The following is a 22,770-nucleotide window of genomic DNA, read 5'->3' on the forward strand; positions in this document are numbered from 1 at the left end:
TTCACTGAACGCCTTCCGTTAGCACCGCCGGCCGCGCCGCGCCGCGCGCGGCCATTTCCCGGCCGGCGTCCAGATAACTGAGGGCGCCGCGGGAACCCGGGTCGTAATCGAGGACAGTCATACCGTATCCGGGCGCCTCGGAGACCTTGACGCTGCGCGGAATCACCGACCGCAGTACAACGTCGCCGAAGTGGTTGCGTACCTCTTCGGCGACCTGATCGGCCAGTTTGGTCCGACCGTCGTACATCGTGAGAACGACTGTCGATACATGGAGTTCAGGGTTCAAATGGGATTGGACCAAGCCGATATTCCGGATCAATTGGCCCACACCCTCGAGGGCGTAGTACTCGCATTGGATCGGAATCAGGACTTCCCGGGCCGCGACCATGGCATTGATCGTGAGCAGGCCCAGCGACGGCGGGCAGTCGATCAGCACGTAGTCGATGTCGTAGCCGGCGATATTGGCTTCCTGGATAGCACCTTTGAGTCGTGCCTCTCGAGCCACCATCGAGACCAGCTCGATCTCGGCGCCGGCGAGATCGATGGTTGCCGGTATGCAGAGCAGATTGTCACTATGCGGGCTCTGCTGGATCGCGTCCTGAACCTTGATCTCACCGATCAACAGTTCGTAGGTCGACGGGATACCGGAGTGATGCTCGACGCCGAGCGCGGTACTGGCATTACCCTGCGGATCCAGGTCGATCACGAGCACCTTCATCCCCTGATGCGCCAGGGCTGCGGCCAGATTGACCGTTGTCGTAGTCTTGCCGACTCCGCCTTTCTGGTTGGCTACAGTGATGATGCGTTGCTCATGAGGTTTCGGCACTGTCACCTTTCCTGGATGCATTAACTGACTCGCCCGGTGCGCCTCGGCAGCGATCGGCGTCTCGGTGGGGGAGATATGGCCATACGGTGTGCTTCCGAGTGCCTCCGGGCCGATATTGCTGCCATCCAGCATTCCCCGCACGCGCGATGTTTCCCGTGAAACATTCGCTGAACCGTTCGACATAGACCGCTCCTAACGCGAGAACTGCAAGATCACGTGGCCTGATAGACGCCGACGCTGTGTCGTCGAAACAAGCCGTGCTGGACCGAACAACGATCGGCGACCAGGACTGCGACATCCGTGCGAGGCGGGTGACTTCGCTGCACTGCGTAGTCACGCGAAGCTACCTCCTCCGACGCGGACACCGTGCCGCCGGTCGCTCGAACGGAGCTGCACCGCTGCAACACCAAGATTTCTTTCGTGGCACCGACGCTCACGCCCGACGTTCAATAGCTTGCCAGCAGTGGGCGCCAGAAGAAAGCTGAATCGCTACGACGCGCCCGCGACACGCGGAACTCTCCCGAATTCATCGTCCGGAAACACGTTCGGCGCCTCACCGGCACTCACGAGTCGATGTTTCACGGGAAACATCGGGTGATCCGCGGCGCTCCTGTCCTCTCTCCTCTTCCAGCATCTGCCGCACATGTATCGAAGAGGGACCGCGCCTGCGACGGCTCCGCGCGGCCACCGAAGGTACCGGCGGATTCTTGTGGCCGACGCAAGGCAATGATCCCAGAGGGGGTCACCTCCCTGTCAGGTAATACTTCGTCGGCGCCAGCGGGCCTCCACCCACGGCCACAATTGCGGCGGCCGGCACCCATCTCATCACCCCATGATCTCGCGCCCGGATCCACCCTCTGAATGGATACCGGCACCCAAGCGTCAGTGCTGCCTCAAATGCCGGGATACCACCACCACAGCCCGTTCACCTCTACCCACGCGCCTCAGGGGTACATGTCGTGGGCTGCCGTTCCCTACGTCCGGCTTACGCCGCCGCGCAGTTCATCTACGACACCCGAAACGCTGCCAACCGAACAGTGGTGGTGGTTCTGTATCCACACGCGGCCAGCCCCCGATCACCGCATCCTTCGTCACTGTGACGAAGGATGCGGCGCAACCAGAGTGACGCCGGTATATGTCCCCATTGGTCGCCAGTCATGATGGACCGCTTTCACCCTTCGGGGCTATCAATGTTTCCCGTGAAACGTCGGCCTTTACTAGAGAGCATCCGCGGCAGTGCACCTACGAATTGACGCATCCATCGACCACTGGAACTTCAGCCGCCCCCATCGACCTCGGCGCTATCTTCGTGGCGGAACTTCCGGCCACGCCAGTTCCCCTTTGCTCCGGCGATGCTGTGTGGTCTACAGCGACGGACATTCGGTGCTGGGTACCAGGAGTCGCGATGGTCCGGGCCCCCAGAACTCCCGAGGGTGCGTTTGAGTAAGCAGATGTTTCACGGGAAACTTCGATGCCACCCACTGAGGGAGCGGAGACGGACCCGGGGACTGCGGAACCACGCGATACCGGCCGACCGCCGTTCTTGCCCTTGCGAGCAGCCGCGTCGCGTTGGGGTGGGTGGCATTTCGATGGAGTGGAATGGGCGGCTTGACGGGCTTGGCCGACGTGGCGGGCGGCGGTGTCGGACCGACCGGGGAGCACGTTCGGCGGCGCACACGCCGCGAGCCCGCCTCCGCCTCCGCCGCGGCGAAAGGCACTAGCCCGTATTCGACCTCGATCTCGGCCTGGCCGAGCCGAGAAGGACCGGGGGACCCAGGGCCCCGGGGGACCGGATCAGGTTTGATCTGCTTCGGTCCGTCGCTGCGCCCGGGTGCGCTTCTTCGGCCGCCGGGACGGTCGCTCCGAACGCCGCAGACGTTCAGCGGAAAGAACTACCGTGGGAGGATCGATGATCCCGGCACCGCATTCCAGTACCGCGAAGTTACCGGCCCCCACTCGTTCGACCGCCACGCGATCACGTTCCAGTTCCTCGGCGACACTCGCCCCCTTGAGCGCAAGCATATGTCCGTGCTCATGCAGCAGCGGGACCGACCATTCAGCCAGCTTCGCCAAGGGCGCGACAGCTCGGGAGGTCACCACATCGGCTCCGCCGGCTTCCTGGATCACCCCTGGCTGCTCCGCGCGACCTCGCACCACAGTGACCTCGAGCCCCGCCGCGTCGATGAATTCCTTCAGGAAGACAGTTCGGCGCAGGAGCGGTTCGACGAGGGTGATCCGGAGGTCTGGGCGAGCGAGGGCCAGCGGAATACCCGGCAATCCCGCACCACTGCCGATATCGACCACTGAGGCTCCCTCGCCGATCAGTTCGCCGACGACCGCGCAATTGAGGATATGCCGCTCCCATAGGCGAGGCACTTCCCGCGGGCCGATCAGTCCACGCTCCACACCGGCGGTGGCGAGAGCGGTCCAGTAGTCACGCGCCGATCCCAGGCGCTCGCCGAAGACCGATTCCGCTTCCGCCGGCGGCGACTGCGACACCGCGGCCGCCGAATCGCCGAGTTCTGGTTTCACGTGAAACACCCTTCTGTTCGATCGTGATCGACGAGTTCTAGCGGATAGACCTGCTACGGCCTCTCACCGTAGCCCCCTACCACCGGACCGTCCTCGACCAGCCGCACCTGGATGCGCGAAAGGGCCCGAGTCCCTGCGACTCGGGCCCTTCGCATCCACCGGCCTTCCGGCCACTCGGCCGGTGCGGAGGTCTCAGTCCGGTATGACAACAACGCGCCGGTTCGGCTCCACTCCCTCGCTCTCACTGGCCACCCCGTCGATCGCGGCCACCGCGTCGTGGACGATCTTGCGTTCGAACGGAGTCATCGGGGCGAGCTGCTCCGGCGAACCGCTCTCCAGGACACGCTGCGCGGCTGCCGCGCCCAGGGCACTCAGGTCCGCGCGCCGCTTCGCCCGCCAGCCGGCCACATCGAGCATCAACCGGCTACGCACGCCGGTCGCCTGCTGCACAGCGAGTCGGGTCAATTCCTGGAGTGCGTCGAGTACCTCACCGGTGTGGCCGACCAGTTTCGACAGATCGTCGCCGCCGTCGATACTGACCACCGCGCGATCACCCTCGACGTCGAGGTCGATATCACCGTCGAAGTCGAGCACATCAAGAAGTTGTTCGAGATAGTCGCCCGCGATCTCGCCCTCTTCGATGAGCGCTTCCTCGGCGTCGCCCGCCGAATCCACGGCGTCCGGCTCGACCACGGTCGAGGATGCGCTGGCGGTGGCGTCGCCACCTTCGGTCTCGAGTGTCATATGTTTCCTTTATCTGCTCGCCGGGACACCGACCGCCCAGCGGCCGGTGTCCCGATCACAAGGGGTCTGCGGGGGAGGAGTCAGCGGCGCCGCTTCTGGTTGGCGCGGCCCCGATTGCCGGACCGCTTCTGACCACCCGGCCGGCGCTGGCCCGACTGTTTGGGTTTGGCGTTCGTCTTGGCGGGACTCGAACCGTTCGCGTCGGCCGTACCGTCAGCGGCCGCCTCCTCGGAACCGTCCTCCGGTTTGGCCGGCTGCTTCTTCCGGGTATCGACAGGCTTAGCGCCGGGCTTGGGGGCGTTCTGCGCCTGCTTCTCCAGTTTGGCCTGCTTCTTGGCTTCGTCTTCCTTGGCCATTCGACCGAAGACGAGATGCTGCTGGCCGTAGGTCCAGATGTTGTTGGACACCCAGTACAGCAGGACGGCGATGGGCAGGAACGGACCACCGATCAGGACACCGAACGGGAAAACCCACAGCGCCAGCTTGTTCATGATCGCGGCCTGCGGGTTGGCCGCCGCCTCGGCGCTCTGCCGGGCAACCGACGCACGTGCGTTGAAATGGGTAGCGACCGCCGCGATCACCATGAGCGGGATCGCGACCGCGGCGATACTGACCCGGCTCGGGGTACCGCCGTAATCGGCGAATGCCTGCAACTCTTCGTACGGTGCAGTGATGAACGCGGAGATCGGGGCACCGAAGATACGTGCACTCAGGAACGACTGAACATCGTCGACATTGAAGACGTAGTTCGGCGTATGCGCGTTCGTGTACGGATCCATACCGAGCTGGCCGAAACCGGTGCCGGTGCGGTTGAACGAACGCAATACGTGGAACAGACCGAGGAAGACCGGCACCTGGGCCAGGATCGGCAGGCAGCCCATGAGCGGGTTGAAGCCGTGGTCCTTCTGGAGTTTCTGCATCTCCAGCGCCATCTTCTGGCGGTCGTTCTTGTACTTCTTCTGCAGCTCCTTGATCTGCGGCTGCAGTTCCTGCATCTGTTTGGTGGTACGGACCTGCCTCACGAAGGGCTTGTAGAGCACCAAACGCAGCGTGAAGACGAGGAAAACCACGGACAGCGCCCAGGACAGGCCGTTGTCGGCCCCGAACGCGAAGCCGAATACCCGATGCCAGAACCAGAGGATCCAGGACACCGGGTAGTAGATGATATCGAGCACGGCTCTATGCACTCCCGTCGGTAGTGTCACCGATCACCGCGTGCGGTGATCCCTTACAAGCTTTGGGCCGCGGGTCGTCGTGGCCGACACTGCGCTGCCGCTCCGGCACGGGATCCCATCCACCAGGGTGCCAGGGGGCGCATTTGGCCAATCGCACGACCGTCAGTCCGACGCCGACAATCAGTCCACGGGTGCGCAGGGCGGTCACCGCGTACTCGCTACAAGTGGGGGTGAACCGGCAGACCGGCATCCGGGTGGGGGAGACGTAGGTTCGGTACAGCTCGATCGAGAAGATCAGAATATTTGCCGGCCATCGGGCGACGGCGGACATGGGTGAGGTACGGGCGCTCATAGCGGGGTGCCCGGATCGGCCGCCGCCGGGAGGTCGAGCCTGCGTAATCCATTACGCAGCTGGCGGCGTAGCTCGTCGCTGTCGGCACCGGCGGCGCCGGGGAGAGCGCGAATCACGATATCCACCTCGGCGGAGATATCCGCGGTCAGTTCGGCACAGATATGACGCAGGCGGCGGGCCACGCGGTGCCTGACGACCGCGGGACCCACCGCCTTGCTGACGATCAACCCGAACCGGGGGCCACCGAATCGGACCCGGAGCCCGGGATCTCCTGGATCCGGGTGATCCACAAGTACGTGGACAACCAGGTCCCGCTTCCCTGCACGCCGACCACGCCGTACCGTCCGGGAGAAATCGGCACGCTGGTGCAGCCGATGCGGCTCAGGAAGCACGCGGACACCCGGACATCATCGAATCCGCCGAACCGGCAGCTTTACCGGCGGCGGGGCCACAAGGTTCGATGGTCCGGGCATCGAGTTCGGTCGGAAATCAGGCGGTGAGGTCGGCGCGGCCCTTACGGCGCCGACCGGAGACGATGGCGCGGCCCGCACGGGTCCGCATCCGGAGACGGAAACCGTGGACCCGCGCCCGACGACGGTTGTTCGGCTGGAACGTCCGCTTGCCCTTGGCCACGGTCAACACTCCTCGAATTGGTGGGCACCCAACGGCGCCCGAAGCTTTCGGTGATTCTCTCGATGTCGGTTCGGCGTCACCGCCCCGGAAGTTGGTCAGCACAGGGCAGTCACCACGCCGAGGGTGACTTTATGAGGGTACTTATCCAGTTCTACCGGGTCAAACTCGCCCCCCAGACAGCGATCGGGGGTCGCCTCGGGGCGGTGGCGATAGTCACCCTCAGGGCCCGCGTCCTGGATGGGCCGCAGGTCGAGCACCCGCGCCGGTCCGGCGCAGCGCGCGACCGCAACGGCGGTCCCGGGAGATTGTCCACATCTGTGGATAATTGTGTGGAAATACCCTGTGAATGGCATATTCGTAGGGCCGACGGTGCCACGCCGCAGCCGGAGCAGGGGGTTCCGGGCAGCGCCCCGGGTGCCATATCCGTCAGATGCGGCAGGTCCGGTGAGCGACGTATGCGGTGTCACTGGGACGAACCAGTACAGTAGACGCACCGCGAGCCCCGGACGTCTGCGCCGAGCAACCGACTCCCGGGGAGGACACTGGATGGACGACGAGCAGAACATTCTGGCCACCGTGTGGCCGGAGGTGGTCACCGAGTTGACCACCGGTTCTCCCGACGGTGCCATCGGCGCGGTGACGCGGGCCCAGCAGGCCTGGCTCAAACTGGTGAAACCGTTGATGGTGGTCCAGGGTTTCGCACTGCTCTCGGTTCCGTCCTCGATCGCCCAGGAAGCCATCGAACGCGATCTGCGTGAACCCATCCTGCGCTCATTGGGCCGCCGGCTCGGTCCGCAGGTGGAGGGTCTCGGCGTTCGGATCGCCGCACCAGTACCCACCACCGGGTCCGAAGCCGGGCCGCCGCGGCATGCCCGGATGACCAGCCGCCCCGAGCCCGTCGATACCCGGCCGGAGTCGTTCGGAGGCAATGGTCCGGTTCGCGCGCCCACCGGTTTCACCCCCGCTGCGGCCGAGCCGCCATGGCGCCCCGAACCGATTCGGGAGCCCGATGCCGGTGCCTATCCCGCGCGCAGTCCCGAGTTTCCGGGTGCGCCGAGGCGGCCCGATGAACCGCGCTTCCCGGCCGCAGAGTTCTCGCACGAAGCCGAATTGCCATTGACGGGTGAACTGCCCCGTAATCCCCCCCGCGCGCGCGGGGGGGAACCTGCCGGTGCCGATTCGGTGCGACGTTCGACCCTGCCCGAGTTGCCACACGGCGCAGAATCCGGACCGGGCGCCGAGTTCCGCACGCACGACAACGACTTCACGCGTGGCCCCGCCGACTCGCGCGAGACCGACCCGCCGACCGTGGAAACCTACGCCACGCCCCGGGCCTACCCCCGTAACTATCCACCCGCGGCCGAGTACACCCGGGAACCGGAATACGAACGGGACCGCGAATATCCGCGCGCCGACTATCCCGACAGCTACTCGCCCGGCCGCACGGGCCTCGGCGAAACGGTGGGCAACGGCCGGGAAGCGGGCATTGCGGCCCGGGAGCCGGCAGCCGACATCGACCCGGATCTGCCGCCGCGCCGGTCAGCTCGACCGGCCCAGGAAACACTTTTCGCACCCGATGTCGCGGCAGCGGATCCCGCGGCGCGGGATCCGCTGCGCGACCCCGACCGCGACAGTCTGCGGGAAAGCGTCCGCGATTCGGGTATCGATCCGGCGCCGGACAGCCACCATGACGACGAGACGGTGGTGAATGTCAGGGATTCTTGGCCGACCTTCTTCGCCAAGACATCCGATGCCGGTGAGGCGGCCAGATCTTCGGCGAGCTTGAATGCCAAGTACACCTTCGAAACGTTCGTCATCGGCGCGTCCAACCGCTTCGCCCACGCCGCCGCGGTTGCCATCGCCGAAGCGCCCGCCCGCGCCTACAACCCGTTGTTCGTCTGGGGTGCCTCCGGCTTGGGTAAGACCCATCTGCTGCATGCCGCCGGCCATTACGCACAGCGTTTGTTCCCGGGGATGCGGGTCAAGTACGTGTCCACCGAGGAATTCACCAACGACTTCATCAACAGTCTGCGTGACGACCGGAAGGTGGCGTTCAAACGCCGCTACCGCGAAACCGACATCCTGCTGGTCGACGATATCCAATTCATCGAGGGCAAAGAAGGTATCCAGGAGGAGTTCTTCCATACCTTCAACACGCTGCACAACGCGAACAAGCAGATCGTGGTGTCCTCGGATCGGCCGCCGAAGCAGCTGGCCACCCTGGAGGAGCGGCTGCGGACCAGGTTCGAATGGGGGCTGATCACCGATGTGCAGCCACCGGAACTGGAAACCCGGATCGCGATTCTGCGCAAGAAGGCGCGGATGGACCGCCTGGACGTGCCGCATGATGTGCTGGAGCTGATTGCCAGCCGGGTGGAGCGCAATATCCGCGAGCTCGAGGGCGCGTTGATCCGTGTCACCGCGTTCGCGTCGTTGAACGGCCAGCCACTGGATCAGTCGGTGGCCGAGGTGGTGCTGCGCGACCTGATGCCCGAATCACAGGACGTCGAGATCACCGCGTCGACGATCATGGGCGTCACTGCCGAGTACTTCAATACGTCGATGGAGGAGCTGACGGGGCCGGGTAAGGCTCGTCCGCTGGCTCAGGCCCGCCAGATCGCAATGTATCTGTGCCGGGAGCTCACCGATCTCTCCCTGCCGAAGATCGGCCAAGCTTTCGGCCGTGACCACACCACGGTCATGTACGCGGAGAAGAAGGTCCGCAAAGAGATGTCGGAACGGCGCCGGGTCTACGACCAGGTTCAGGAACTCACCGCCCGTATCAAGCAGCGTTCCCGCTGATTCGCCGGCCACGGCGGTAACCGGGTCCATCCGCCCTCCCCGGCGCGTAGCCGGGCGATCCCATCTGTCCGAGTGCGCACTGTTGGCGCTGCTCCGGTTCGCCGCAGCCCGGACCACATCGCCGTCCTCCTCGCCGGCACAGACCCACGATGACGCGTCGGCCCGCCGGCCCCGTTGGTGGGCCCCGACGGGCCGACGGGCGAGCTTGTTGCGGTTGGAGGGGCGTGGCCGCCGGTGTAGCTCGGGAACTGGAGTCCAGTGCTCCGTCTCGAGCGGATATGAGCGGCAACCGGGCCGAGCGCCGACCGACCGCAGCCTGATCCGGCGCCGCCGGAGGCTTCATGGTGTGGAAGTTCCACTGCCGCAAACGGCTTCGCAAAACCGTGCCGAGGGTGTCCATCCGTCCCGCTGTGACGGTACGTGCGCGTTATCGGCGTGTCGAAAGTACTCACAGGTGTGTCGCTAACACCCTATTAATGTCTTGACCAGCGACTTTGGGATGGGTTCGACTGTGGATTCCACAGGTTATCCACCGGTCCATCCACAGCGTCCGGGGTCCTGGGCGCGCAAGTTGTCCACAACCTGTTTATCCACAGTTTCCACAGGCGATTTCATCCACACCCACTGAACAGCGCTGTTCCGGTCAGAGGCCTGGGGACAGCCTGTGGATTCCTCGAGGAATCCTCGAGGAATCCACAGGTTATCCACCGATTCGTACACAGTGTGCACAACTGCCCGGATTCTGGGGACCAACGTGGGGATGAACTGTGGATGCTGTGTGGACAACAAATCCTGTCCACAGGCAGCCCCGATTCATCCTCGAGTTATCCCACGGCAGTCCACAGGCAGACACGCCGTATGAACTGGGCAGACAGCGGAAATCCACAGTTTCCACAGGGCCTATTACTACCCCTGTTCTTCATCTAGAAAATTTCTCTTGAAAACAGGATGTGTGGACAAGTCTCGAACGCACCGCACGGACGAAGATGGCCTCGGAACCACACAAGGACGGCCGGGGACGGGCTCCGGACACCCCCCCCCCCGGCACGCACGCCGCGGCCGTCGGGAACCCATAGCGCTCGATACCCGGGGCAGGAGCTGCACCTGCCGGTCGTCCCGGGGCAGCTTCGCGCCCACACGTGCCCGGCACCCCTCTCCGTGGGTGGGCACCGTGGACGGACCACGACTCCAGAGTTGTTCACAGCTCACTACCGGCAGACCTGTGGATGGGTCGTGCATCGCCGATCCACGGATTGCCCACAGTCGTGCGCAACACGCCCGCGAGTTCCGCGGACCCGTTTATGGGCTGGTCCGAGATCGGCGCGAGGACGTATCCTCCACACGGAGGGGCGGCCGATCCGGTGTGGCGAACCGGGGTACGGTCTTAAGTCGGTCGCTATGCCAGAATTCTCCGGCGGTCGGCCGGCGCCGCGGCCGCCGTAACAGCGCCGTACGGGAATCGGCGCGGCGGGATACACGGGGCAGCACAGCCACCGATCCACACTGAACGGGAGAGGACACCTCGGGCGATGGACCTTGCAGGCATGAAGTTTCGGGTCGCGCGTGAGGATTTCGCGGAATCGGTCGCATGGGTGGCGCGCAGTCTGCCGTCTCGCCCGCCGGTCCCGGTTCTCGGCGGAGTCCTGCTGGTCGCAGACGAGGACGGGTTGACCGTCTCCGGATTCGACTACGAGGTATCGGCTCAGATGCGGGTGGCTGCCGAGGTCGCCGGATCGGGCAAGGTGCTGGTGTCCGGCAAATTGCTGGCCGATATCACCAAGGCGCTGTCGAACAAGCCGGTGGACGTTTCCGTCGACGGTAGCCGCGTGCTGATCCAGTGCGGTAGCGCCAAGTTCTCCCTGCCCACGATGCCGGTCGAGGATTATCCCCAGTTGCCCGAGGTTCCGCAGTCCAGTGGGCAACTGGTGGTGGATGTGTTCGCCGAGGCCGTCGGCCAGGTCGCCGTCGCAGCCGGGCGTGACGACACATTGCCCATGCTGACCGGTATCCGGGTCGAGATCGAGGGCCCGCAGGTGGTGCTGGCGGCGACCGACCGGTTCCGGCTCGCCGTGCGCCATATCCAGTGGCAGCCCGCGCGTACCGATATCGAAACGGCGGTGCTGATCCCCGCTCGCACCCTCTCCGAATCCGCCAAGACGCTCGGTGCCTCCGATCAGCCGGTCCAGCTCTCGCTGGGCTCGGGTGCGGGCGCAGACGGCCTCCTGGGCATCGTCAACGGCGGACGCCGGACCACCACCCGGCTGCTCGATGCCGAATTCCCGAAATTCCGTCAGTTGCTGCCCAAGGAGCACACGTCGATCGCGACCCTGGAGGTGGCCACGCTCGCCGAGGCCATCAAACGTGTCGCGCTGGTGGCCGAGCGGGGCGCTCAGGTACGGCTGGAGTTCTCCACCGAGGGGTTGCAGTTGTCGGCCGGTGGCGACGATGCCGGGCGCGCGGAGGAATGGCTGACGGCCGACTTCCGGGGGGAGCCGTTGACCATCGCCTTCAATCCCGGATACCTGATCGATGGACTGTCCGCGTTGCATTCGGACCGGGTCACCTTCGGGTTCACCACGCCGAGCCGGCCCGCTGTTCTGCTCCCGGCCCGCGAAGAGGAACCCGAACCGCTCGAGAGTGGCGCGTATCCGGCTCTGGAGAGCGCCTACACCTACCTGCTGATGCCGGTCCGGCTGCCGGGCTGATCGGGCGTGGGTTCGGCAGCGCTTCGCCGGCGCCGATCCACGCCGGTCGCCCGGGTGCCCGTCACCACCGTGATCATGGGACCCGGGCCGAGCGATATCTCCGCAAACCCGCGCCGCGACCTGCGCCGACGCAAGTTATCCACAGCTGTGGATAACTTCGTGGGTGTCTGCTGGACGGTGTGAACCAGTGCATATTCGTGCTCTGACCTTGCATGATTTCCGTTCCTGGGAACACGCTGAGATCGAGTTATCCACAGGCCCTACGGTTTTCCTGGGGGCAAACGGCAATGGAAAGACCAACCTACTGGAGGCCCTCGGCTATCTGTCGACGCTCGGATCACATCGGGTATCCGCCGATACCCCGCTCATCCGAACCGGCGCCGAGCGGGCCCGGGTCGGCGCCAATGTGATCAATCTGGGTCGTGAGTTGCGCGTCGATGTGGAGGTCAACCGCGGCGCAGCGAACCGGGCGCAGATCAACCGGTCACCCGTTCGCAGGCCACGCGAAATCCTCGGCATCCTGCATACGGTGCTGTTCGCGCCGGAGGATCTCGCGCTGGTGCGAGGCGACCCGGGGGAGCGCCGCCGCTTCCTCGACGAGCTGTGCACCGCGCGGCGGCCGGGCCTGGCGGGCGTGCGCGCCGATTACGACCGGGTGCTACGGCAGCGGTCGGCGCTACTGAAAACCGCCGGGCGATCCGGCCGGGCGGATCTCGGCACGCTCGACGTGTGGGACGGCCACCTGGCCGGTCACGCATCGGTTCTGCTCGCCGAACGGCTGCGGCTTGTGCACGACCTGCACCCGTACGTCACTCGCGCCTATGCGGCGCTGGCCCCCGAATCGCGCCCGGCGACTGTGAGCTATCGCAGCGCTGCGTTGCCGGCCGAGCTTCTCGATCCAGCGCGCGAACCGCGTTCCGACGATCCCGCGGTACTCGAACGGGTTCTGCTCGAGGAGATCGCACGGGCGCGTTCCAAGGAACTCGACCGAGGTGTCTGTCTGGTCGGTCCGCACCGTGACGACCTGGACCTCATGCTCGGGGAGACGGCTGCCAAGGGGTTCGCCAGCCACGGGGAGTCCTGGTCGTTCGCGCTGGCCTTGCGCCTTGCGGCGTTCGAATTGCTGCGGGCCGGTGGATCCGAACCCGTTCTGCTGCTCGATGACGTCTTCGCCGAACTCGATCGCCGCCGCCGGACTGCCCTCGCCGCGGTCGCCGCCGATGCGGAACAGGTACTGATCACGGCCGCCGTGCCCGAGGATGTGCCCGGCGAGCTGACGGGGAACACCCTGCGGGTGACGACCAACGGTGACCCCGAACACCGGATCTCCGCGCTCGCCGGTGAGCCTCCGGCGGAGTCTGCGCAGCCTGGCGGGGAGAACCCGCCGCAGCCAGTGGCCGGCGAACGGTCGGCACAGTGAACACGCGGCGTCCGGTGCCTTGCACCCGGGCCGGTGCATTCGTAGAGTGAGCCGATACGCCGGGCCGTTATCCCCGTCCGGCTCGAAGTGCTCAGTTATCCACAGCCTGTGGATAACTTGTCGGCACCGGTCGTAGACCCACACTCGGGTGTCGATCCGATGCAATCCGCGGCAACCTGCACCGGCAAGCGAAATACCCGCCCTGAACAGGGGTTATGCCCTGGGAGGTGGTGTACATCCGATCATGGAGACCCGATCCCGAGGTACCACCTCCGGATGTGCACAACTCGAGCAGATGCCGACCGATCCTGGGGATAACTCGGCTGGTGAGCGGAGCGCGACGATGACCGACCGACCCGGAACTCCCGGTGGTGCCGTACCGCCGGCCGAACCGGAGTTGCGCGGAATCGACCTGGCCCGCCGTGCGCTCGAAGAGGCGCGAGAGGCCGCGCGAGCGAGTGGTAAATCCGTGGGTCAGGGGCGGTCGTCGCCCCGGCGGAGTTCCCGCAGTGGGGCTCGCCGGCGCAGTGGCTGGTCGGGGCCGCGACCCGACGATCGCGACCCGCAGCCCCTGTCCAAACTGGCCACCTCCATCGCGCGTAGCCGTGGTTGGTCCACCAAGGTGGCCGAGGGGACGGTATTCGGGCACTGGTCCGGTGTGGTCGGTGAGGATATCGCCGCGCACGCGAAACCGGTGAAGCTCGAGAACGGTGTGCTGAGCGTGACGGCCGAGTCCACGGCCTGGGCTACCCAGCTGCGGTTGCTGCAGGCGCAGTTGCTCGCGAAGATCAGCGCGGCCGTCGGGCCGGGGGTGGTCCGCTCGTTGCGTATCTCGGGTCCGACTGCGCCGAGTTGGCGTAAGGGCGAACGGCATATCCGCGGCCGGGGTCCTCGTGACACCTACGGGTAGCCCCGTTTTTCTGCGATTCGAGGCCGCGCCGCGCCGGGTAGCTCCAGTGAACTCTCAGGACGAATCTGATGGTCTGAAAACGGTAGCGTCGCGAGGGGACCCGTGCCGGTCCGATTTCTCCCATCCTGGGAGCCGTCAGGGGTGTCGCAGATGCACTGTAAGTTGGGCTGCGAAGTAAGATGGAAACGTAAATCAGCGGCGATACCTTCGGCGCGTTGTGTGTAGCCCGCATATCTGTCCCGGGCTCACGTGCGCTGTCCCACCGCCGTCCCGGGGAACAGCAAGTAAGGAGAGCTACCGACCAGTGGCTGCCAAAGACTCCAAAGCATCAGGTTCGAGCGCATCGAACAAACAAGATTACGGCGCCTCCTCCATCAAGGTCCTGGAAGGCCTCGAGGCGGTGCGGCTGCGCCCGGGCATGTATATCGGTTCCACCGGCGAACGTGGCCTGCACCACCTGATCCAGGAGGTTGTGGACAACTCGGTCGACGAGGCGATGGCCGGGTACGCGACCAAGATCGAGGTCACGCTCCTCGCCGACGGTGGCGTCCAGGTCGTCGACGACGGTCGCGGAATCCCGGTGGCCATGCACGACCAGGGGATCCCGACCATCGAAGTCGTCATGACCCAATTGCATGCCGGCGGCAAATTCGACTCCGATTCCTACGCCGTCTCCGGTGGTTTGCACGGTGTCGGTATCTCGGTGGTCAACGCGCTGTCGAGCCGGCTCGAAGCCGAGATCGATACCGACGGCTACCACTGGAGCCAGACCTACAAGGACGCCGTTCCGGGGCAGCTGGTCCAGGGTGACGCCACCAAGGCCACGGGGACCACGATCCGATTCTGGGCCGATCCCGCGATATTCGAGACCACCACCTATAACTTCGAGACGATCTCGCGGCGCCTGCAGGAAATGGCTTTCCTGAACAAGGGCCTGACCATCGTGCTCACCGATGAGCGGGTCAGCGCGACCGAAATCACCGACGAAGTGGTCAGCGAGACCGCGGAAGCACCCAAACACGACGAGGGCGGCGAGAAGCCTGCGCTCGAGCACAAGGTGAAGACCCGGACATACCACTACCCCGGGGGGCTCGAAGATTTCGTCCGGCATATCAACCGGACGAAGCAGCCCATTCACAACTCGGTCTTTTCGTTCAACGGGAAGGGCCCCGGGCACGAGCTCGAGGTGGCACTGCAGTGGAATTCCGGATACTCCGAGTCGGTCCACACCTTCGCCAACACCATCAACACTCATGAGGGCGGCACCCACGAGGAGGGGTTCCGCGCGGCCTTGACCACCGTCGTCAACCGGTACGCAAAGGAGAAGAAGCTCCTCAAGGACAAGGACGGCAACCTCACCGGTGACGATATCCGTGAAGGTCTGGCCGCGATTGTCAGCGTGAAGGTGAGTGAGCCCCAGTTCGAGGGCCAGACGAAGACCAAACTGGGTAATACCGAGGTGAAGTCGTTCGTGCAGCGTGCCTGCAACGAACACCTCGCGCACTGGTTCGAGGCCAACCCGGCGGATGCCAAGACCATCGTCAACAAGGCAGTTTCTTCGGCGCAAGCCCGGCTCGCCGCCCGTAAGGCGCGGGAGCTGGTGCGGCGGAAGAGCGCCACCGATATCGGTGGCCTGCCGGGAAAGCTGGCCGACTGCCGGTCCAAGGATCCGAGCAAGTCCGAGATCTACATCGTCGAGGGCGATTCCGCAGGCGGATCGGCGAAATCCGGCCGCGACTCGATGTATCAGGCGATCCTGCCGCTGCGCGGCAAGATCATCAATGTCGAGAAGGCCCGGATCGACAAGGTTCTCAAGAACGCCGAGGTACAGGCGATCATCACCGCCTTCGGTACCGGTATCCACGACGAGTTCGATATCGCCAAACTGCGCTATCACAAGATCGTGCTGATGGCCGACGCCGATGTCGACGGCCAGCATATTTCGACGCTGCTGCTGACGCTGCTGTTCCGCTTCATGCGCCCGCTGATCGAACAGGGGCATGTGTATTTGGCCCAGCCGCCGCTGTACAAGCTGAAGTGGCAGCGGTCCGAGCCCGAGTTCGCGTATTCGGACCGGGAGCGTGACGGCTTGCTCGAAGCGGGCCTGTCGGCCGGTAAGAAGATCAACAAAGACGACGGTATCCAGCGGTACAAAGGTCTCGGCGAGATGAACCCGAAGGAACTCTGGGAAACCACCATGGATCCGTCGGTCCGGGTCCTGCGCCAGGTGACCCTGGATGACGCGGCTGCCGCCGACGAGCTGTTCAGCGTCCTGATGGGTGAGGATGTCGCCGCGCGCCGCAGCTTCATCACTCGTAATGCCAAGGACGTCCGTTTCCTCGACGTGTAGGTCCGGCGGTTTCGCCCGCAGCGCACGCCACGCGCGGTTTCCGCCGTTTATCGCCAGTACCTAGGAGATCGAATGACCGATACAACCTTGCCGCCGGAGAGCGCGGGCGACCGGATCGAGCCGGTCGATATCCAGCAGGAAATGCAGAACAGCTATATCGATTACGCGATGAGCGTGATCGTCGGGCGTGCCCTGCCCGAGGTCCGTGACGGCCTCAAACCGGTGCATCGGCGAATTCTCTACGCGATGCACGACAACGGCTACCGGCCCGATCGCAGTTATGTGAAATCCGCGCGACCGGTCGCCGACACCATGGGCAACTACCATCCGCACGGCGACTCGGCCATCTACGACACCCTGGTCCGCCTGGCTCAGCCGTGGGCAATGCGGTATCCACTGGTCGACGGCCAGGGCAACTTCGGCAGCCGCGGTAATGACGGCGCTGCCGCCATGCGTTACACCGAGTGCCGGCTCACCCCGCTGGCCATGGAGTTGTTGCGCGAAATCGACCACGATACGGTCGATTTCACCCCCAACTACGACGGCAAGACCCAGGAACCGGTCGTCCTGCCCAGCCGTGTGCCGAGCTTGCTGATGAACGGCAGCAACGGAATCGCGGTCGGGATGGCGACCAATATCCCGCCGCATAATCTCAACGAGCTGGCCGCGGCCATCGACTGGGCGCTCGAGAACCACGAAGCCGACGAGGAAACGACCCTCGCGGCCTGCATGGAGCGGGTGAAAGGGCCGGATTTCCCGACCTCCGGCCTGATCGTCGGTACCCAGGGCATCCACGACGCCTACACCACCGGGCGCGGTTCCATCCGGATGCGCGGTGTGGTGGAGATCGAGGAGGATGCCCGCGGCCGCACCACTATCGTCATAACCGAGCTTCCGTACCAGGTCAACACCGATAATTTCATCAACGCGATCGCCGAGCAGGTCAAGGACGGCCGAATCTCGGGAGTATCCGATATCCACGACGAATCGTCGGATCGGGCAGGTTTGCGCATTGTAGTGACGGTCAAGCGCGATGCGATCGCGAAGGTCGTGCTGAACAACCTGTACAAGCACACCCAGCTACAGACCAGCTTCGGCGCGAATATGCTCTCCATCGTCGAGGGCGTGCCCCGTACGCTGCGGCTGGACCAGATGATCCGGCTGTACGTCGCCCACCAGCTCGAAGTCATCATCCGGCGCACTCGCTACCTGCTGCGCAAGGCCGAAGAACGCGCCCATATCCTGCGTGGCCTGGTCAAGGCGCTGGATCAGCTCGACGCCGTTATCGCGCTGATCCGCCGTTCGGCAAATACCGAGACCGCGCGTACCGGCCTGATGGAACTGCTGGATATCGACGAAACCCAAGCGACCGCCATCCTGGATATGCAGTTGCGTCGGCTGTCGGCTCTGGAGCGGCAGAAGATCGTCGATGAACTGGCCAAGCTCGAGGCCGAAATCGCCGATCTGAAGGATATTCTGGAAAAGCCGGAACGTCAGCGCGCGATTGTCCGGGACGAACTGGCCGAGATCGTCGAACGTCACGGCGACGAACGCCGGACAGTGATCGTCTCCGCCGACGGTGATGTCGCCGACGAGGATCTGATCGCCCGTGAGGACGTGGTCGTCACCATCACCGAAACCGGGTACGCAAAACGCACGAAGACCGATTTGTACCGCAGTCAGAAGCGGGGCGGCAAGGGTGTGCAGGGCGCGGGTCTGAAACAGGACGATATCGTTCGGCACTTCTTCGTGACCTCGACCCACGACTGGTTGCTGTTCTTCACCAACAAAGGCCGGGTATACCGGGCCAAAGCATACGAACTGCCGGAGGCCAACCGCACGGCACGTGGACAGCACGTAGCGAATCTGCTGGCTTTCCAGCCGGACGAAAAGATCGCCCAGGTAATCCGGATCAAGTCCTATGAGGACGCGGCCTACCTGGTGCTGGCCACGCAGAAGGGTTTGGTCAAGAAGTCGCGGCTGGTGGACTTCGATTCCAACCGCAGCGGCGGCATCGTCGCGGTGAATCTGCGCGACAACGACGAATTGGTCGGCGCTGTACTGTGTTCCGCCGAGGATGATCTGCTGCTGGTATCGGCGCAGGGGCAGTCGATCCGGTTCTCCGCCACCGATGAGGCGCTGCGTCCGATGGGCCGGGCCACCTCGGGTGTGCAGGGGATGCGGTTCAACACCGATGACGCCCTGCTGTCGCTGAATGTGGTCCGTGACGGGACATATCTGCTGGTCGCAACGTCCGGTGGTTATGCGAAGCGCACTGCCATCGAGGAGTACACGGCTCAGGGACGCGGCGGAAAAGGTGTATTGACCATCCAGTTCGATGCCCGGCGTGGCACCCTGGTGGGAGCGCTCATCGTCGACGACGACGACGAGTTGTATGCGATTACGTCCAGCGGCGGGGTTATCCGCACTGCTGCCCGGCAGGTGCGCAAGGCCGGTAGGCAGACCAAGGGCGTGCGATTGATGAACCTCGGCGAGGGCGATACCTTGCTTGCGATCGCACGTAACGCCGACGAGCCCGAGCAGATCGACGGTGGCGGTTCCCCCGAGCAGTAAACCCATATCGGCGGCAAAGAACGGATCCGAGGATTCCCATTGACCACTCCGAAACAGCCGAGCGACGAGCGGCAGCAGACGAACGGTGTGACCGAGAGGGTCACCCCGTCCCCGATGTCGCCCCGCCCGATCCAGCGGGCGGGCGATGCCGCGGACAACGACCAGGCCGGGGGCGGACAGCCGGGCGGTAATGCGCCCGGCGGCGCGCCCACCGACGGTTCCGCGCCCGAAAATCAGGAGCAGCAGGGCGAATTCGCGTCCGAATCGCGTAATGCCGGATCGTCGAACCCTGGCCCCCAGAGGCCCGGCGACCAAAAGCAGCAGTCCGGTGGCGGTAACGGCGGCGACCAGGGCCGGTTCCAGGAGGGCTGGTCGCAGTTGCCGCAGCGTGAGCCGCAGTCGAATCTGCCGCAGCGTGAGCCGCAGTCGAATCTGCCGCGGCCCGGGCACACCCCGGTGGGCGGTGCCCAGCCGCGTTCGGTTGGGCTGAGCGGCGGAGTCACCAATGCCCGCACCACCAGCGATCTGGCGGCCAAGGCGGCCCGTAAGGAAGCCGCCATGGCCAAATCCGTTGGCCTGGACGGACCTACCCGCAGTATCGCCCGGCCCGAGCTGGCCAAGGATATGCCCGATCTCTCCGAGATCCGGCATCCGCTGCCACCCGAGCAGCATGCACCTCCGCCCGCCTACACCCCGCCGGTGTCGGCCGGGCCGCCGAGTTCGCCGGCGGCCCCCCGCGGCTTGCCGCAGGCGGTGCTCGGTGGCGAACCGTTGCGGGCAACGGTGCAGGTCCGGCGGATCGACCCGTGGTCGACACTGAAGATCACCCTGGTGATCAGCATCGCCATGTTCTTCGTGTGGATGATCGCGGTTGCGCTGCTGTACATGGTCCTGGCGGGTATGGGCGTCTGGGAGCGGCTCAACAGCACCTTCACCGATATGGTGTCGCCGGACAGCGGCTCGGTCGGGCTCATCGACGCCGGGACGGTCTTCGGCTATGCCGGGGTGATCGGGCTGATCAACGTGGTTCTGTTCACTGCACTGGCAACCGTAGGGACGTTCATCTACAACCAGTGCTGCGATATGGTCGGCGGTATCCAGGTCACCCTGGCCGACCCCGACTGATTCCGGTCGATGCGGTGGCCGGTGCCCGAACGCGGCACCGCCCACCGCATCGATAGTCCAAGGTCTATGAGGCTGTGACCAGCAGTTTTGGTTGTAAGGCAGTCGTTCGGGTAGTCTCTGTTCTCGGCCGGTTCCGGTAGGAAAATCACCTTCTATCGGCGGTCGAAACCATGGGTCTATAGCTCAGGCGGTTAGAGCGCTTCGCTGATAACGAAGAGGTCGGAGGTTCAAGTCCTCCTAGACCCACTCTCTGTAATACATGGACGACCTCCACCGGAAACGGTTTCGGGGGTCGTTTCCTTTTCCCTCCGAAACCGGCTCGTTCGCGGTACCGGAATCACCGGTCCTGGATGAGTCGGCGCCGTCCCACAGAGTTAGGCTGAAGAAATGAAATACGTTCTCACCATCGGAATTATTGCTGCGGTTCTCATCGGTATCAGCAAGCTGCGCAAGCGGGATGAGGCCGATACGTGGCATGAGGTCACCACTCGCTGACGTCGTCTTCGGTGGGCCGGTTGCCTACCGCTGATCACGGCCGGGCCAGTAGTTCGATGACCGAGGACACCTGTTCGGTGGACGGCGTCGGCAGATTGTCCCGGCCGTGGATCAATCCGAGGCCGATATAGACCATCGCGCCCGCTCGTATACCTGCCTGGTTCTCGTCGAAACCCAGGTCGAGCATGGTGCGTTTGACGGTTTCGAAAACGCGCTGATCCAGGTTGCGTACCGCGGCCGCCACCTTCGGGTTACTGCGTGACCATTCCCGCACGCCGGTCTCCACGATCCAATGGCGTTGGTCCACCAGCATGGCCGCCATTTTCTCGATCCGTTCCTCCACCGGTATCTCCGCGAATGCGGCCAGGTCGCGTACGGTTCGGCTCTGTGTTGCGCTCCACCGGTCCGCCATGGCCGTCATGAGTTGCTCGATATCGTCGAAATGCCAGTAGAAGCTGCCCTTCGTAACGCCCAGTTCCTGGCACAGCCGCGGGATCTTGATCGCCCCAATACCCTCGCGCGAGAGCAGATTCAGGGCGCCATCGACCCAATCGTCGTAGGAGAGCCGGGCGGTGCGCCGGCGCTGCCGCTGCTGTGCCTGGGCTTTCTTCGATTTGGGCCGGCCCGGCGCGGCTCGAGCAGCGGGTGGTTCCGCGGCGTCGGAGCCCGCCGTTATCTTCTCCGACTGTTCGCCGCTGAGTCCCATACACCGATGGTAGGGGAGTCGTTCGGCGGGCTCGGAGGATCGGGTGATTACGGCTGTCGTGGGTGGTTCACCGCATGTGGCCGGGGTTATGGGACGGGATTGTCTCGGGGAAGAATGATCTTCCCGCACTCCATACTATTTAGTACTGTTACTCCATACATTGAAGTATGGTCTGCGGTGGGAGCCGGCCCGTGGCATCGGTCAGGGCGCGTTGCTGCATTTCCAGAAGTACATGGGCTATCTGCTCGGCGTCCGGCTCACCTGGCATCCGGAAACCGTGCCCGACACCTTGCGGGTCATGGCGATGACGTTGATCGCCCGTGCCCACGACTCCGGCGAGCAGGGTGCCGAGCTCATCGAGTCCTATCCCGCGGCGTTCGCGCCCCGCCCGGACCAGCGCGGATTCGCCCGGCTGCGGGCGCACTACAACCACCGGATCAACTCCGCCTACTCTGCTCTGTACATGCTGCCCACTACACGTCGGAAGTACCGGATGCCGGCGGCATTCCCCTGGGTGCTGTTGCCGATCGCCCGGATTCCACTGGTTACCGTGGTGGAATTGGCGCGACGAGTTCCACCGATCGGACGTTTGCACGAAAAGGCGATGCTCTGGCATCGAGAGAACTGGTATCGCGAACAGATGCAGGGCCGCGAGGCGGAGTTCGAGGCCACCGGCGCCCTGCGCAGGTGAACGCTCAGTTCTCGCCGGGTAGGCTTGTTTGACGGTACACGTGCCGGAACGCTACTGTTTCGCAGGCAACATACCGTGGTGGCACGTATGCCCGGGGCCTTAGCTCAATTGGCAGAGCACTGCCTTTGCAAGGCAGGGGTTAGGGGTTCGATTCCCCTAGGCTCCACAAAAAGCGCCCTCTACCTGCAAGTTCAGGTGGGGGGCGTTTATCTTTCCTGTCGAAACGCCGAAATCTCCGGCTTGCCCTCGCGAACCGCTGCGGACGCTCGGCTGTTGTGGCGCAACGTCATTGCGGTGCGCGTCAGCAGGCGACGCCCATCAGATGACCGCGGTGCCGATCGCCCCATTCCTCCAAGGGGCGCAAGGCGCGAGCGAGTTCTTCACCCAGGGCGGTGAGTGAGTATTCGACCCGGGGCGGGACCTCCGGATAGACCTCGCGATGCACGACTTCGGCGGCCTGCAGCTGACGGAGGTTCTCTGTCAGCACTTTTTCGCTGACCCCGGTCAGTGCCCGGTGGATCTGTCCGAAGCGCTGTGGCCCCGCACCCAGGACCCACATCAGATGCAGTTTCCACTTGCCGCCGACCACATCGATTGCCAGGGACATACCGCACACATCGTGATCTGCATCACTCACACCGGTCATTGCGACCTCCCGACCTCATTACGGACTTCGAGGTGGGCAACCCACCCGAACGTACGTTCTTGTCCACATTACCTGCGGGAATGA

The 22,770-nt window shown here is 64.6% G+C and carries 17 protein-coding genes and 2 tRNA genes; 10 read left to right on the top strand and 9 right to left on the bottom strand.

From position 1 onward, the window contains the following. Position 1 precedes the first annotated feature (1 nt). The 7 genes from NS6_RS22310 to rpmH form a co-directional block, all read right to left on the bottom strand. A complete protein-coding gene (locus NS6_RS22310) occupies positions 2 to 958 on the bottom strand; it encodes a ParA family protein (RefSeq protein ID WP_168443502.1) in 957 nt (318 codons plus the stop codon). A gap of 1,662 nt (positions 959 to 2,620) precedes the next feature. Next, positions 2,621 to 3,367: a 16S rRNA (guanine(527)-N(7))-methyltransferase RsmG gene (rsmG, locus tag NS6_RS22315; RefSeq protein ID WP_084471302.1), complete on the bottom strand. Its 747-nt coding sequence runs from the start codon at positions 3,365 to 3,367 to the stop codon at positions 2,621 to 2,623. A gap of 183 nt (positions 3,368 to 3,550) precedes the next feature. Further along, entirely contained in the window at positions 3,551 to 4,102 is a 552-nt protein-coding gene (locus NS6_RS22320; RefSeq protein ID WP_068044810.1) for a Jag family protein, read from the bottom strand. Between the two features lie 80 nt (positions 4,103 to 4,182). Continuing rightward, complete coding sequence (gene yidC / locus NS6_RS22325) at positions 4,183 to 5,277, bottom strand: membrane protein insertase YidC (protein ID WP_068044812.1); 1,095 nt, start codon at positions 5,275 to 5,277, stop codon at positions 4,183 to 4,185. A 4-nt stretch (positions 5,278 to 5,281) separates the two neighbouring features. After that, positions 5,282 to 5,629 carry a membrane protein insertion efficiency factor YidD gene (gene yidD, locus NS6_RS22330; RefSeq protein ID WP_068044814.1) on the bottom strand — a complete coding sequence of 116 codons (348 nt, stop codon included), beginning with the start codon at positions 5,627 to 5,629 and terminating at the stop codon, positions 5,282 to 5,284. Further along, positions 5,626 to 6,021: a ribonuclease P protein component gene (gene rnpA / locus NS6_RS22335; RefSeq protein ID WP_084471303.1), complete on the bottom strand. Its 396-nt coding sequence runs from the start codon at positions 6,019 to 6,021 to the stop codon at positions 5,626 to 5,628. The genes yidD and rnpA overlap by 4 nt, the downstream gene beginning before the upstream one ends. Before the next feature lie 97 nt (positions 6,022 to 6,118). Further along, a complete protein-coding gene (rpmH, locus tag NS6_RS34155) occupies positions 6,119 to 6,262 on the bottom strand; it encodes a 50S ribosomal protein L34 (RefSeq protein WP_084471314.1) in 144 nt (47 codons plus the stop codon). A gap of 1,308 nt (positions 6,263 to 7,570) precedes the next feature. On the opposite strand from rpmH, the gene dnaA reads away from it, so the two are divergent. From dnaA to NS6_RS22375, 8 genes are all read left to right on the top strand, one after another. Then, positions 7,571 to 9,064 carry a chromosomal replication initiator protein DnaA gene (dnaA, locus tag NS6_RS22340; RefSeq protein ID WP_503826300.1) on the top strand — a complete coding sequence of 498 codons (1,494 nt, stop codon included), beginning with the start codon at positions 7,571 to 7,573 and terminating at the stop codon, positions 9,062 to 9,064. 1,529 nt (positions 9,065 to 10,593) lie between these two features. Next, positions 10,594 to 11,769: a DNA polymerase III subunit beta gene (gene dnaN, locus NS6_RS22345; RefSeq protein ID WP_068044818.1), complete on the top strand. Its 1,176-nt coding sequence runs from the start codon at positions 10,594 to 10,596 to the stop codon at positions 11,767 to 11,769. 187 nt (positions 11,770 to 11,956) lie between these two features. Further along, positions 11,957 to 13,189, top strand: a complete 1,233-nt coding sequence (gene recF, locus NS6_RS22350) for a DNA replication/repair protein RecF (RefSeq protein WP_084471304.1) — start codon at positions 11,957 to 11,959, stop codon at positions 13,187 to 13,189. Positions 13,190 to 13,532: 343 nt separating this feature from the next. Continuing rightward, the gene (locus tag NS6_RS22355; protein WP_068044905.1) at positions 13,533 to 14,099 is read left to right on the top strand and encodes a DUF721 family protein; all 567 of its coding nucleotides are present in this window, start codon (positions 13,533 to 13,535) and stop codon (positions 14,097 to 14,099) included. 304 nt (positions 14,100 to 14,403) lie between these two features. Further along, positions 14,404 to 16,449, top strand: coding sequence for a DNA topoisomerase (ATP-hydrolyzing) subunit B (gyrB, locus tag NS6_RS22360; protein WP_068044823.1), 2,046 nt, complete (start codon positions 14,404 to 14,406; stop codon positions 16,447 to 16,449). Positions 16,450 to 16,521: 72 nt separating this feature from the next. Further along, positions 16,522 to 19,023: a DNA gyrase subunit A gene (gene gyrA, locus NS6_RS22365; protein WP_068044826.1), complete on the top strand. Its 2,502-nt coding sequence runs from the start codon at positions 16,522 to 16,524 to the stop codon at positions 19,021 to 19,023. A gap of 39 nt (positions 19,024 to 19,062) precedes the next feature. Then, entirely contained in the window at positions 19,063 to 20,148 is a 1,086-nt protein-coding gene (locus tag NS6_RS22370) for a DUF3566 domain-containing protein (RefSeq protein WP_068044827.1), read from the top strand. 172 nt (positions 20,149 to 20,320) lie between these two features. Then, a tRNA-Ile gene (locus tag NS6_RS22375) sits at positions 20,321 to 20,394 on the top strand. A 283-nt stretch (positions 20,395 to 20,677) separates the two neighbouring features. On the opposite strand, the gene NS6_RS22380 is transcribed toward NS6_RS22375, so the two are convergent. Then, positions 20,678 to 21,349, bottom strand: a complete 672-nt coding sequence (locus tag NS6_RS22380) for a TetR/AcrR family transcriptional regulator (RefSeq protein WP_068044830.1) — start codon at positions 21,347 to 21,349, stop codon at positions 20,678 to 20,680. Positions 21,350 to 21,509: 160 nt separating this feature from the next. Here NS6_RS22380 and NS6_RS22385 point away from each other — a divergent pair, with 160 nt between their 5' ends. Then, positions 21,510 to 22,040 carry a hypothetical protein gene (locus NS6_RS22385; RefSeq protein WP_157112887.1) on the top strand — a complete coding sequence of 177 codons (531 nt, stop codon included), beginning with the start codon at positions 21,510 to 21,512 and terminating at the stop codon, positions 22,038 to 22,040. Between the two features lie 93 nt (positions 22,041 to 22,133). Continuing rightward, positions 22,134 to 22,206: transfer RNA gene (locus NS6_RS22390), tRNA-Ala, on the top strand. 135 nt (positions 22,207 to 22,341) lie between these two features. Here NS6_RS22390 and NS6_RS22395 read toward each other — a convergent pair. After that, complete coding sequence (locus NS6_RS22395; protein WP_068044833.1) at positions 22,342 to 22,686, bottom strand: winged helix-turn-helix transcriptional regulator; 345 nt, start codon at positions 22,684 to 22,686, stop codon at positions 22,342 to 22,344. Between the last annotated feature and the right edge of the window lie 84 nt (positions 22,687 to 22,770).

Origin of the sequence: Nocardia speluncae NBRC 108251, from assembly GCF_001613245.1 — a bacterium.
Classification (GTDB): Bacteria; Actinomycetota; Actinomycetes; order Mycobacteriales; family Mycobacteriaceae; genus Nocardia; species Nocardia speluncae.

Bases quoted from the DNA above. Each gene is read 5' to 3' on its own strand.
- NS6_RS22320 (WP_068044810.1), bottom strand. From the start codon at position 4,102: ATGACACTCGAGACCGAAGGTGGCGACGCCACCGCCAGCGCATCCTCG.
- gyrA (WP_068044826.1), top strand. From the start codon at position 16,522: ATGACCGATACAACCTTGCCGCCGGAGAGCGCGGGCGACCGGATCGAG.
- NS6_RS22380 (WP_068044830.1), bottom strand. From the start codon at position 21,349: ATGGGACTCAGCGGCGAACAGTCGGAGAAGATAACGGCGGGCTCCGAC.
- NS6_RS22395 (WP_068044833.1), bottom strand. From the start codon at position 22,686: ATGACCGGTGTGAGTGATGCAGATCACGATGTGTGCGGTATGTCCCTG.
- NS6_RS22355 (WP_068044905.1), top strand. From the start codon at position 13,533: ATGACCGACCGACCCGGAACTCCCGGTGGTGCCGTACCGCCGGCCGAA.
- yidD (WP_068044814.1), bottom strand. From the start codon at position 5,629: ATGAGCGCCCGTACCTCACCCATGTCCGCCGTCGCCCGATGGCCGGCA.
- NS6_RS22310 (WP_168443502.1), bottom strand. From the start codon at position 958: ATGCTGGATGGCAGCAATATCGGCCCGGAGGCACTCGGAAGCACACCG.
- dnaN (WP_068044818.1), top strand. From the start codon at position 10,594: ATGGACCTTGCAGGCATGAAGTTTCGGGTCGCGCGTGAGGATTTCGCG.